The sequence below is a fragment of the Rothia sp. 27098_8_29 genome (assembly GCF_041432785.1).
GTDB lineage: Bacteria > Actinomycetota > Actinomycetes > Actinomycetales > Micrococcaceae > Rothia > Rothia mucilaginosa.
In genome coordinates this window covers 1-12,514 of sequence record NZ_JAPWAI010000005.1, presented here as the reverse complement: position 1 = coordinate 12,514, position 12,514 = coordinate 1, and the positions used below count along the sequence as shown (strand labels likewise).

Here is a 12,514-nt window from a genome sequence, read left to right as displayed (position 1 = left end):
TGCCCCTATAACAGGGCTTTATCCTCGATTATTCCATTTTTTGGGGACCCTTATCTAGATACTCCGCCCACTGTGAATCTTTGAGTAGCTACCCTGCCATAAAGAGTCATAAATAGACATCAAAAGGGCGGGGCTTCCGAACTGTTGAGTTCAGAAGCCCCGCCCTTGTGTCTGGGGTGTGAGCGCCCTGTCGGCGTTACGTTATGGGTTGATTAGTCCACCTTGATTTCGTTGATGCGCAGACCGTAACTCCAATTTCCAATCGGCAGGGAGAGGCGGGGCAGCTCGTTGACCACGATGATCACGTAGGCACCCTTTTCTGCGCTCTGCTTGGAGGTGTCCAGGGTGACGACCGCGTCCTTGCCTTCGAAGGTGCCCTTGCCGACCTCAACCGCACCGTTCAGGGATGCGGAGCTGTTGGTGTAGACGGTGAAGGAGCCGCCGGTGCCGGTGTTCTGCTGGATGGTCAGCTTGGAGACGACGGTGGGGGTCTGCAACTTCAGTGCCAGGCCGAATTCCTTGATGGTGCCGGCGTAGTTGGCGGTGCCGAAGCCGTAGCTGATCCATGCGGTGTTGGCGTTACCGTCGGTCAGGTTCGGGATGAGGGTGTCCATGTCGTTCATGAACGTGGGGTTCGAGGGCACGAAGCGAGCCACGGACGCGATCTTCGCCGGTGCGTTCGATGCCTTAGCGGTCGGGGATGCCGATGCGCTGGCGTTTGCCGCAGCCGATTCGGAGGCGGACATAGAGGACTTGGGGGTGTGCGGTGCGGCTGCCTGGTTGGAGCCGATTGCGCCCAGGGAGGTGAGGATACCGCCTGCGACGATGACGAGCAGCAGGACTGCTGCCAGGGCGACGGCCCAGGTGCCGCGGCTGCCGTCTTCTTCGTCTTCGTCATCTTCGTAGATGCTGGTGGGTTCGGAGTACGCGGTGACGGCGGTGCCGTCGGATGCGTTCCAGTTCTTGGCGGCGGTGATGCTCTCCTGGTTGGCGGTGGAGGTGGAGACCTTCTCGTAGGTGTTGGGGGAGCTGCCGCTTTCGGAGTCGCCGAAGATTTCGGTGCCCAGCGCGTCTTCTGCGTTGGAGAGTGCGTGGTTTTCGACCAGCAGGGTGTCCAGCAGGGTGTCGGGGCGGGTGTGGGAGGTGACGAGGTAGCGGCTACCTTCGGGGGTGATGCCCAGGTCGAGGATTTGGATGTTGCCGCGTGCGTTGGTTGCGAGCGCGCGGGAGTTTGCTTCCAGCAGTGCGCTGCGGCTGGGCGATGCGACGACGACCGAGACCTTACGGTTGAGAATCTGGTCGGTGCCTTCAAGCACCATGTCGGATTCTGCCGTAATGATGATGTGTGCGGTGATCTCGTAGCGGCCTCCGAGGACCGATCCGACCGGAATCTGTTGCGACAACGTGTTCTCCCGAGGTGGTTTCATAGTGCCTGCCGTGTGGCGGGCCCTGACTATTAGATTCTACCCGGCATTGAAGGATGCTGGGGTTGAGTGATAGTTTGTGGCGTCCGGGTGGTTGCCTGTGCCTTCTGCGGGCCCCGGTGTGGGGTGCGATGGGGGCACGGCAGCTACCCGGTTTGGGCGTTGTGTGCTGCTTTAGCGGCGGGCAAAACGCTCAAGTTTGGAGGTGAGGGGCGCCAGTAGTGCGTTGGCTTCCTTGACGCGGAAGATCTGTATGCCGGCGAGGTATGCCAGGCCCATGACGGTGCCGCATACGGCGAGGGTGATGATTGCGGTGAGCTTGGATGCCCAGGCGAATCCGTCGAGCTGGTAGCCGCCGAGCAGCCAGAGTGCGATGGCTGCGATTCCGCCGGCGAAGAGGGACGCGAGGGTGGTGCGGGCGTAGGTGCTGACGATGCCGCGCTGGCCGTAGTAGCCGAGGCGGCGGCGGACCATGTGGTGGCTGATGAACATGATCAGGATGTTGTGCACCGGGTAGATGAAGGCGAGCATGTACACGGTGTACTGGGCGTCGAGCAGGGATGCTGCGAAGCTCATGATGACCATGATGATGGCGGAGTACACCTGGATTCGGAAGGGGGTGCGTGCGTCTTCGCGGGCGTAGAGCACGCGGCTGTAGAGGTAGTTGATGGTGAGGGTGGGGGTGCCGAGCGCGGTGATGACGATGAGCTTGGCGATGATGGTTGCTGCGATGGGGTCGCCGCCGCTGAAGAGTACGGCGACGGGGCCTGCGAGTACCATGAGCGCGACCATGCAGAAGACGGTGGCTACGGCCGCGTTGCGCAGGCCGTGGGAGAGTGCGTAGATGACGCTGTCGCTGTCGTCGGCGATGGCGGAGGCGCTCATGCGGTTGAAGAGCACGGTGGCGATGGAGATGCCGATGACGCCGTGCGGGAGCATGTACAGCATGGAGGCGTAGTTGAGTGCCTGCAGGCCGGGGATTTGGATGCCGAGGGCGGCGTAGTGTTCGCGCTGGCCGACGATGCCTGCGGCGACCTTGGTCATGTAGAGGAACGCGAGGTTGGAGATGATGCCGGAGGCGAGGGTCCAGGCGGCGAGCTTGGAGGCTGCGCGCAGGCCGATGCCTCGCCACGCGAAGTCGGGCTTGAGGCGCAGGCCGAGCTTGCGTAGGGGGATGAACAGGACGAGTGCCTGCATGATGACGCCGAAGGTGGAGGAGCCGGCGAGCACGAGGGTCTGTGCGTTGGTCCAGCTGTCTACGGTGTGAATCGGGTTGGGGTTGGGGGTTTGTGCGCCGAAGAGGAAGATGAACAGGATCAGCGACAGGATGGTGATGACGTTGTTGAGTACGGGCGACCACATGTAGGCACCGAATGCGTCTTTGGCGTTGAGGACCTGTCCGATGACGGTGTAGAGGCCGTAGAAGAAGATTTGAGGTAGGCACCAGAGGGAGAAGATGAAGCCGAGCTGTCGTTGTTCGGGGCTCCATCCTGAGCCCATGATGCTGATGATGGGCCAGGCGCAGGCGACGGTGATGATGGTGATGAGGCCGATTGCGGTGACGGTAAGGGTGACGAGTTTGGAGATGTATCGTGCGCCGCCGTCTTGTGCTTTGGCTGCCTTGATGATTTGCGGTACGAGGACTGCGTTGAACACGCCGCCTGCTACGAGGACGTAGATGAGGTTGGGTAGGGTGTTGGCGGTTTCGAAGACGTCGCCGACGGTTGAGAGTGAGCCGATGGCTACGGTGAGCAGGATGGTCTTGACGAATCCGAGGATGCGCGAGACGAGGGTGCCTGCTGCCATGATTGCGCTTGAGCGGGCGTCGTTACGTGCCACGTATGTCTCTCCTGTTTCGGCGGGTGATTGCTTCTTTTAGTTTTTGGGGCTCTATTTAACGGGTGTTTAGAGCTGGGTGGTGATGTATTCGCGCGCACTGCGGGCTATGTGTTGTTCGTTGGCGAATGAGAGGCGGGTGGGGAGCTCTTCGAGGGGGACCCATGCGACGTCGATTGCTTCGTGGTCGGGGTCGTTGTCGATGCTGAGTTCGCCGCCGGTTGCTGCGAAGAGGTAGTGATGCACGGTTTTGTGGATGCGCGTGCCGTTGGAGGTGAACCAGTAGGCGATGGTGCCGAGGGAGGCTACGGGGTAGCCGGTGATTCCGGTTTCTTCGCCGATTTCGCGTTGTGCGGCTTCGACGGTGGTTTCGCCGTGTTCGATGTGGCCTTTGGGCAGGCACCATTCGCGTTGTCCGTTGCGGTTGATGCGGGCGATGATGGCTACGGGTAGCTGTTCGGGTCGGTCGAAGTCGATGATGAGCCCGCCTGCGGAGACTTCTTCGGGGGCGGGTACCGCTCGCGCGGGCGCGGTGAAGCGCGTTTTGGGGGCGCGGGGTACGGGAATGCTCATGGTTCTACCTTAACCGATAGGCTGAGGTTTTGGTGCCTCGGTTTGGGGTGAGATAGCTGTCTTTGGTGGGGTGTTGTGGGTGTGGGGTGGGCGCGTGGGTGGTTTTTCTGGCACGATTAAAGGATTATGTCGCTGATTATTGATGTTGTGTCGAAGTACCCGGATGCCGCCGAGCTGGGAGAACTGTACCGTGCGGCGGGTTTTGAGCTGTACTTGGTGGGCGGTATTGTCCGCGACAATCTGCTGGATGATGGCGGCCATTTCACTGATTTTGATTTGACGACGGATGCTACTCCGGAGCAGAGTGAGCAGATTCTGCGTGCGTGGGGTGAACACACGTGGGATATCGGCAAGGAGTACGGCACGATTAGTGCGCGGAAGAATGGCGTGGTGTATGAGGTGACCACGTACCGTGCTGAGGTGTATGTTTCGGATTCGCGTAAGCCGACGGTTGAGTTTGGCACGGATTTGAGCGCCGATTTGGTGCGTCGTGATTTCACGATTAATGCGATGGCGGCGGCTTTGCCCAGTGGTGAGGTTGTTGACTTGTTTGGTGGCGTTGAGGATTTGCGTGCGGGTGTTTTGCGTACTCCGCGCTCGCCGGAGGAGTCTTTTTCTGAGGATCCGCTGCGTATGATGCGTGCGGCTCGTTTTGCTGCGCGTTTTAATCTTGAGGTTGCCCCGGAGGTTTTCGAGGCGATGCGTGAGATGGCTGGCCGTATTGAGATTATTTCGGCTGAGCGTGTGCGTGATGAGCTGGTGAAGCTGATTGAGTCGGATTATCCGCGGGTGGGTTTGAACCTGCTGGTGGATACGGGTCTGGCGGATTATGTGTTGCCGGAGCTTCCTGCGTTGCGTATGGAGATGGATCCGGCGCATCACCATAAGGATGTGTATGCGCATTCGTTGAAGGTGATGGAGCAGGCGATGGAGAAGGAGACGGACGAGGACGGCCCGTGCCCGGCTCCTGATTTTATTCTGCGTTTTGCGGCGTTGATGCACGATATTGGTAAGCCGAAGACTCGTAAGTTTGAGAAGGACGGCTCCGTCTCGTTCCTGCACCATGAGGTGGTGGGCGCGAAGATGGTGAAGAAGCGTATGCGTGCGCTGCGTTTTGATAATGACACGATTAAGGCTGTGGCTCGTCTGGTGGAGCTGCATATGCGGTTCTATGGTTACCGTGAGTCGGGTTGGACTGATTCTGCGGTGCGCCGTTATGTGCGTGATGCGGGCGATCAGTTGGAGCGTCTGCATCGTGTGTCGCGTTCTGATGTGACGACTCGTAATCGTCGTCTGTCGCGCTCGCTGGCTGAGGCGTATGACGATTTGGAGCGTCGTATTGCTGAGTTGGCTGCTCAGGAGGAGCTGGATTCGATCCGTCCGGATCTGGATGGCGGTCAGATTATGCAGATTCTTGGTATTGCGCCGGGCCCGGTGGTGGGTGAGGCGTATAAGTTCTTGTTGAATTTGCGTCTGGATGAGGGTTCGCTTCCTGAGGAGGAGGCGAAGGCTCGTCTGGTGCAGTGGTGGGAGCAGCGTCAGAAAGCGTAGCTTCTGCGGTTTTCGGTACCGCATCGCATGGTTGAGGTCACGCGGTGCGGTACTGTTCTATCTGCTTTTTCTCGTGTATTGTTAAGAAATCTATGCGTGTTCCCCACCCGGTGTGCTTCACGTGTAGAGCACAATGAATCTCCTGCTATGGAAATCCCATAGCCGTTTAGCCCAAAGGAGGGGTTTAATCATGCGTGCATATGAACTGATGGTTATCCTCAGCCCCGAGGTTGAGGACCGTGCGGTTGAGCCGTCGCTGTCCAAGTTCCTCGAGATCGTGACCAACGAGGGTGGTTCCGTCGACAACGTCGACATCTGGGGCCGTCGTCGCCTGGCATACGAGATCCAGAAGAAGTCTGAGGGTATCTACGCAGTGGTGAACTTCACCTCTACCCCCGAGACCGCAGCTGAGCTCGATCGTGTTCTGAACCTGAACGAGTCCGTCATGCGTACCAAGATCATCCGCCCGGAGGATCAGAAGATCTCCAGCAAGTAGTTGTTTCTTTCCGGTCGGCTGACCCCCTAAAAATGTCAGGGGGTTGCGCTGTACTGGATTCAACATACTTGTAACTCTTATCGAGGAGGCATCAAATGGCAGGCGATACCGTTATTACCGTTATTGGTAATCTGACTGGCGATCCGGAGCTTCGTTACACCCCTGCGGGTGCGGCGGTTGCTAATTTCACGATCGCATCGACTCCGCGTACTTTTAACCGCCAGACTAACCAGTGGGAGGATGGGGAGACCCTGTTCCTGCGTGCGTCGGTGTGGCGTGGTTACGCTGAGAATGTTGCAGAGACTCTGAAGAAGGGTACTCAGGTTATCGCGCAGGGCCGTCTGAAGTCTCGCTCGTACGAGACCAAGGAAGGCGAGCGTCGTACTTCGTTTGAGCTTGAGGTCGAGGAGATCGGCCCGACTCTGCGTTTTGCTACTGCTCAGGTGACTCGCGCACAGCGTTCTGCCGGAGGTAATAACTTCGGTGGCGGTGCGCAGGGTGGCTTTGGCGGTGGCGCTGGGTACAACGCTGCTGCTCAGGGCGGTTTCTCCGCTCCTCAGCAGAACAATTTTGCTGCTGCTCAGGGTAATGGTTACTCTGGCCAGTCTGGCTACTCCGCTCCGGCTGCTCCGGCGGTCCCCGCAGCTCCTGCTGCTGATCCGTGGAGTTCTCAGTCTGGTGGTAACTATGACTGGGGTAGCGGCGCCGACGACGAACCTCCGTTCTAAGCCGGTTTCGTTTTCCGAATAGTAATTTATCAATCCATCCCGCGGTTATCCGCCGCGGGCTCCCAACTCTAAGGAGCACCACGATGGCTAAGGCTGAAATCCGTAAGCCCAAACCCAAGCAGAACCCCCTCAAGGCTGCTGACGTCACCGTTATCGACTACAAGGACGTCGCACTTCTGCGCAAGTTCATCTCCGACCGCGGCAAGATCCGCGCTCGCCGCGTGACTGGCGTGACCGTTCAGGAGCAGCGCAAGATCGCTCAGGCTATTAAGAACGCCCGCGAAGTTGCACTGCTGCCCTACTCCGGCGCTGGCCGCTAAAGAGAAGGAGAGACAGTAACATGGCTAAGATCATTCTGACTCAGGAAGTTTCCGGCCTCGGTGCAGCTGGCGATGTTGTCACCGTTAAGGACGGTTACGCACGTAACTACCTGCTGCCCCGCGGCTTCGCCGTGACCTGGACCCAGGGTGGCGAGAAGCAGGTTGAGTCCATCCGCGCCGCTCGTGCGGCTCGTGCTAAGGCTTCTCTGGAAGAGGCTCAGGCAATTGCTGCGTCCCTGGCTGCTAAGCCGGTTGTCGTTGCACACAAGGCTGGCGCTGACGGCCGCCTGTTCGGTACCGTCAAGGCTGAGGCTATTGCTGAGGCTATTGAGGCTGCTGGCATTGGCTCCGTTGACAAGCGCACCATCCACCTGGGTTCCGCTATCAAGCGCACCGGTGAGTACAAGGTGACTGTCCGCCTGCACGCTGACGTTGTTGCTAACGTTGTCCTGGACGTCGTTGCTGCTGCGTAAGTAGATTTTTAGATATTCGACGCTGGTGCTTTGATGCTGCGGCGTTGAGTGTCGGACGGGGTGTCCCTCTTCGTGAGGGGCACCCCGTTTGTTGTATCCATAGCTGTGCCCGCTCCGGTGCATGTTTCACGTGAAACATTGTTTTTGAGAGGTTGAGAATAGGGGTAGGGCAGTAGAAGGATTGGTGGCTAGAGCGGTTGCGACTGCGAAGTACGCCAATTGACCCCGTAGACTGGTAGACATGGCTCGATCTTTTTCACGTTTGTCTTCTAGCGCGCAGCTTCTGTCCACGGGTGTGGTGTTGGAGTGCGTCAATTTGCTGCTGTGCGCTCTAGCGGTTATCCCATTTGCGGACGCTAATGTCGCTACTGCTCTTCTGCTTCTTTTGCTGGTGGTTGGCGGCCTTGCATCCAGTGTTGCGCTGGTGTGCGCGCTGGTGGGTCTGGTGAAGTTCCGTCAGTACCGCGTGGCTAATATTTGCTTGGCGGTTATTTCTGTAGTGGCTAACCCGTTGGTGCTGCTGGGGCTGTATATGGCGGCTTATTAGCCCGGTTTAGAGTCCGCAAACTGCACAATATCAAAGCTCTCAGGGTTCTGTTGGTTTTCTCCCAGCTTGTTTCCAGCGAAATTCAATCCTCCCATAAGGTTGGGGGTGTTTACTATAAGTGTTGGTTCGAGAGGACTGCGATGTGAATGTGTGTGTTTCGTGTAGCGGGGTCGCCCGCTAGCGAAAGAAGGATGGCAAGGCAAAAGCGCCTTGCCTTTCTTCTTTTAACGCGACGTGTAGTTTCCGCGTGAAATCCGGGGTACTGCACCCCGATTTTGAAGAAAAATCTATTCCCAGCTTTCTTACAGCTTTAACCTACAGGGAATAAAGGTTTACGCGTAATACTTTATATAGATGGTTCGAAAGGGCCATCAGAAAGTTGGACTTTCCTTGCGGAAGTGGCTCTGATTTTCGTATGTATGTGTGTGTGATGAGACTGGGGTTGGACCGAGAGGTTCAGCTCCAGTTTCTGTTTAATCTCTAGGGTGTGCCGTAAGGGCGGCTGTAGTGGTGTTGCGGCATTCTGTAATAAAGGGCAACCATACTTCTATATAACGTCATATTTCCTTTCTTGGGGTGGCGGGTCTAGAATTGGGAAAGATAAATTTTGCATATTAAATACAAGTATTGAGGAGTTGTCTTCCGTGTCTAAGACCCCTTCCGTTCCCGGTACCGACCGCCCCGCCGACAAGGCGGCGGGTCACTGGCTGCTGGCTCAGCTGGGCAAGAAGGTTCTGCGCCCCGGCGGCCGAGAGACCACTAACTGGCTGCTGGCTCGTGCCCTGGGCGGCGACATTGATGTCGTGGAGTTTGCGCCGGGCCTGGGTATTACCGCCCTGGAGATTGTGAAGCGTTCCCCCAAGAGCTACACCGGTGTGGATCTTGACCCCAAGGCTGCTGAAATCGTGACCGAGCGTATCGGCGCATCGACTAAGCCGAACTACCGTGTGGTGAACGCTAGCGCTCAGGAGACCGGTCTGCCCTCGGAAAACTACGACGCCGTGGTGGGCGAGGCGATGCTGACCATGCAGACCGATAAGCACAAGCTGGAGATTATGCGTGAGGCGGCTCGTCTGCTGCGTCCGGGCGGCTACTACGCTATTCACGAGATGTCGCTGGTTCCCGATTACCTGCGCCCCGAGCTGAAGGAAGAGATTCAGAAGGATTTGGCGCGTACTATCCGTGTGAATGCTCGCCCGCTGACTGTTGCCGAGTGGACTGCTCTGGCGGAAGAGGCTGGCTTTGAGGTGCTGGATGTGTACCAGACCGATATGGCTCTGCTGGAGCCGAAGCGTCTGCTGGCTGATGAGGGCCCCGCTGGCGTTGCGAAGATTGCGTTCAACCTGGCTCGTAAGCCGCAGATTCGTGAGCGTGTGCTGGGTATGCGCGGTGTGTTCCGCCGTCACGCGGACCATATTGGCGCTATCGGCATGATTCTGCGTAAGAAGTAGAAGAAGCTTATACAGCGAAACAGAGCCCCAGTATTCCTCTCTATCCGAGGGAATACTGGGGCTCCGTTTTACACTGAGGTGTATGAGCCGCGGTGTATGAGCCGCGGTGTATGAGCCGCAGAACCGGCTCAGTCACGTGTGCGCCTGCCGGAGTTTGTTATGAGCCGTATTCTTTTCTCTCCCGAAAGCTTCAATATGGGTGAAACCACGCGCTGTATTGAGATAGCGCGTGTGGCTCGGGAGCGAGGTCATACGGTCTTGTTCCATGTGTATTCCCCTAAGTACTTGGGACTGCTGGAAAATGCGGGGCTTCCTGTGCATCTTCGCGAGCCAATCATGAGCGATGCTGAGGCGGAGCAGATTATGGCGCTGGATCAGGGCAGGGGAGTCCGGCATCCTTTCACGACCGATATGGTGCGTCGGCGGGTCAATGCTGAGCTCGCGGCTATTCGTGACTTTAGCGCGGACGCTGTGGTGATTGGTTCTAACCTGACGATGCTGCTGTCTGCGCGTATTGCGGGTGTCCCTATTTTCTATGCGCGCCCGTACGCTTACTCGTCGACGTACTTTTCGAAGAAGCCTGTAGGCGGCGAGCTCGCGGCACCGGGGTGGTTGCGGGCGGTGGCGCGGGTGTTGTCGTATAAGCCGGCTTCTTTTACCCGTGTGGCACGTGAGTATGGGCTGAGGCTTCCTCGCCGTACCGTGGATATGCTCAGCGCCGATGTGAATCTTATCTGTTCTCTGTTTACGCAGCTGCGCGGGGATTCTTTGGTAGAGCCTGATGTTGGTGTGGGTCCTATTTATTACCGTGCGCCCGGTGAGTTGCCGCAGATTGTTCGCGAGCCCAGAGAACGACCCCTGATTTACGTGGGAATGGGCTCATCTGGCTCTGCAGATATTTTGGCGCAGGTGCTGCAACAGTTGTCAGCCGCTCCGGTGGATGTGCTGGTCGGCGGCGGGGTGCAGCTCTCGGATACCAGACTGCTGGGCAGCAATATCCATTTCGCCGGGACTGTTCCGGCGCATCTGCTCGCCGGCCATATTGATGCCTCGATAACCCATGGCGGTGAGGGGACGGTACAGACGGCGTGCCTGGCGGGTGTGCCGTTTGCCGGTATTGCGATGCAGGCGGAGCAGAGCTGGAATATTGAGGAGTGCGTGCGCTACGGTAACGCCCTGCGCTTTACGAAAAATGATGTGCGCCGCGGCAATGTGCGCGATATTCTGGACCGTCTGCTCAGCGATGAGGGTCTGCGTGCTAGGGCGCGGCAGCTGGGTGAAGCAATGCGCACTATGGATGGCGCGGCGCTCGCCGTTGAGAAGATTGAGGATTATCTGCGCGCTCCCCGTTAGGCGTGTATGTGTTTCGCGTGTGCCTTCGTGAGAAACTAGCATAGGAGTTCTGCAGAAATTGTTTCTGGAACGTCGTAGATATCGGATTGAAACGCGAGGATAAGCATGTCTGAAACTGCCATTGATTATGGTTCCCGCACTATGCCTCATGATGATGTGGCTGAGCAGTCGGTGCTCGGTGGCATGCTCCTGTCAAAGGACGCTATTGCGGATGTGGTTGAGAGCCTGCGTGCGTCTGATTTCTATAAGCCTGCGCACGAGACGATTTATGAGGCGATTCTTTCTCTTTACGGTCACGGTAGCCCTGCGGATGCGATTACGGTTGCTGATGAGCTGAAGAAGCGCGGCGAGCTGACTCGTGTGGGCGGCGCGGCCTATATTCATACGCTGATTGCGTCGGTTCCGACTGCTGCTAACGCTCAGTATTACGCTGAGATTGTTAAGGAGCACGCGATTATGCGCCGCCTGATTGAGGCGGGTACGAAGATTGCTCAGCTGGGTTACGCCAATGAGACTGAGGTCGATACTTTGGTCGATCAGGCGCAGGCTGAGATTTATGCGGTGACTGATGGTAACGCGAAGGAAGATTATGTGTCTTTCTCTGAGGCGTTGGAGGAGACCATCAATGAGATTGATGCGAACTCGAACCGCCCCGATGGCGTGTACGGTGTGCCGACTGACTTTATTGAGTTTGATGAGCTGACTGGTGGTCTGCACGGTGGCCAGATGATTGTTATTGCGGCTCGTCCGGGTGTGGGTAAGTCGACTCTGGCTCTTGATATTGCTCGTTCTGCGTCTATTCATCATCAGATGACGACTGTGTTTTTCTCGCTGGAGATGAGTCGTACTGAGTTGGCGATGCGTATTCTCTCTGCGGAGGGCAAGATTTCGATGGGTCGTTTGAAGAAGGGCGACCTGGATACTGAGGGCTGGACGAACCTGGCGACTCTGCAGGGTCGTATTGATTCTGCGCCTCTCTTTATTGATGATTCGCCGAATATGACTCTGATGGAGATTCGCGCGAAGTGCCGTCGCCTCAAGCAGCGTAATGATTTGAAGCTTGTGGTGCTGGACTACCTGCAGCTGATGAGTTCGGGTAAGAAGGTTGAGTCGCGTCAGCAGGAGGTTTCGGAGTTCTCTCGTAGCCTGAAGCTGTTGGCTAAGGAGCTGGATGTTCCGGTGATTGCGCTGTCTCAGTTGAATCGTGGTTCGGAGCAGCGTACTGATAAGCGTCCGATGGTTTCGGATCTGCGTGAGTCGGGTTCTATTGAGCAAGATGCGGATATGGTGATTCTGCTGCATCGTGAGGATATGTATAACCCGGATAGTGAGCGCGTGGGTGAGGCGGACATGATTATTGCTAAGCACCGTGGCGGTCCGACTCGTACTATCCCGTTGGCGTTTAGCGGTAAGTACTCGCGCTTCAACAATATGGCGAATGAGGCGCCTCCCCAGTACTAACCAGCTCAGTACTAAGCTTCAGCACTCTGTAGCTGTGCCCCTCTTCTTCTATTCCTTGCCGAACGGAAGGGGAGGGGCTTTTTGTACCTATAGGTATGGGCGCCCAGGCGTAGGGCATGGGAATAGGGGCTGCGGAGGAGGCTCTAGAGGGCATTCTGTGAGGGTTTGAGTGGTTTCTTCTGCGTTTATAAGGTTTTTTGGAAGTTTTTTAAAGATTTTTTAGCACCCGCAAAACGCGCTGACTAGGTAGTTTAGTGTTTGTGAGGGTGTTTGAGACCCTTTCGAGGCCCTGTTTGTGTCC

Annotated in this window: 12 protein-coding genes; 9 read left to right on the top strand and 3 right to left on the bottom strand. The window is 57.2% G+C overall.

The window, feature by feature from the left end:
• Window positions 1-212 precede the first annotated feature (212 nt).
• The 3 genes from O3649_RS07270 to O3649_RS07260 all read right to left on the bottom strand — a co-directional run bounded on the left by O3649_RS07270 (window position 213) and on the right by O3649_RS07260 (window position 3,833).
• Window positions 213-1,403 (bottom strand): serine/threonine protein kinase, encoded by a 1,191-nt coding sequence (locus O3649_RS07270; RefSeq protein WP_371573533.1) that lies wholly within the window; start codon window positions 1,401-1,403, stop codon window positions 213-215.
• Window positions 1,404-1,598: 195 nt separating this feature from the next.
• A complete protein-coding gene (gene murJ, locus O3649_RS07265; protein ID WP_371573531.1) occupies window positions 1,599-3,263 on the bottom strand; it encodes a murein biosynthesis integral membrane protein MurJ in 1,665 nt (554 codons plus the stop codon).
• 66 nt (window positions 3,264-3,329) lie between these two features.
• Window positions 3,330-3,833, bottom strand: coding sequence for an NUDIX hydrolase (locus O3649_RS07260; protein WP_070615706.1), 504 nt, complete (start codon window positions 3,831-3,833; stop codon window positions 3,330-3,332).
• A gap of 126 nt (window positions 3,834-3,959) precedes the next feature.
• On the opposite strand from O3649_RS07260, the gene O3649_RS07255 reads away from it, so the two are divergent.
• The 9 genes from O3649_RS07255 (at window position 3,960) to dnaB (ending at window position 12,213) form a co-directional block, all read left to right on the top strand.
• The gene (locus O3649_RS07255; protein WP_070507509.1) at window positions 3,960-5,384 is read left to right on the top strand and encodes a CCA tRNA nucleotidyltransferase; all 1,425 of its coding nucleotides are present in this window, start codon (window positions 3,960-3,962) and stop codon (window positions 5,382-5,384) included.
• A gap of 190 nt (window positions 5,385-5,574) precedes the next feature.
• Window positions 5,575-5,880 carry a 30S ribosomal protein S6 gene (rpsF, locus tag O3649_RS07250; RefSeq protein WP_005504056.1) on the top strand — a complete coding sequence of 102 codons (306 nt, stop codon included), beginning with the start codon at window positions 5,575-5,577 and terminating at the stop codon, window positions 5,878-5,880.
• A gap of 95 nt (window positions 5,881-5,975) precedes the next feature.
• Window positions 5,976-6,608 (top strand): single-stranded DNA-binding protein, encoded by a 633-nt coding sequence (locus O3649_RS07245; RefSeq protein ID WP_371573528.1) that lies wholly within the window; start codon window positions 5,976-5,978, stop codon window positions 6,606-6,608.
• An 83-nt stretch (window positions 6,609-6,691) separates the two neighbouring features.
• Complete coding sequence (gene rpsR, locus O3649_RS07240; RefSeq protein WP_004005948.1) at window positions 6,692-6,928, top strand: 30S ribosomal protein S18; 237 nt, start codon at window positions 6,692-6,694, stop codon at window positions 6,926-6,928.
• A gap of 20 nt (window positions 6,929-6,948) precedes the next feature.
• Window positions 6,949-7,401, top strand: coding sequence for a 50S ribosomal protein L9 (gene rplI / locus O3649_RS07235; protein ID WP_005504050.1), 453 nt, complete (start codon window positions 6,949-6,951; stop codon window positions 7,399-7,401).
• A gap of 241 nt (window positions 7,402-7,642) precedes the next feature.
• A complete protein-coding gene (locus O3649_RS07230) occupies window positions 7,643-7,948 on the top strand; it encodes a hypothetical protein (RefSeq protein ID WP_044142258.1) in 306 nt (101 codons plus the stop codon).
• Window positions 7,949-8,592: 644 nt separating this feature from the next.
• A complete protein-coding gene (locus O3649_RS07225; protein ID WP_294603504.1) occupies window positions 8,593-9,399 on the top strand; it encodes a class I SAM-dependent methyltransferase in 807 nt (268 codons plus the stop codon).
• Window positions 9,400-9,735: 336 nt separating this feature from the next.
• Complete coding sequence (locus O3649_RS07220) at window positions 9,736-10,752, top strand: nucleotide disphospho-sugar-binding domain-containing protein (protein WP_314608625.1); 1,017 nt, start codon at window positions 9,736-9,738, stop codon at window positions 10,750-10,752.
• Window positions 10,753-10,857: 105 nt separating this feature from the next.
• Entirely contained in the window at window positions 10,858-12,213 is a 1,356-nt protein-coding gene (dnaB, locus tag O3649_RS07215) for a replicative DNA helicase (RefSeq protein WP_049326737.1), read from the top strand.
• The last annotated feature ends 301 nt before the right edge of the window (window positions 12,214-12,514 follow it).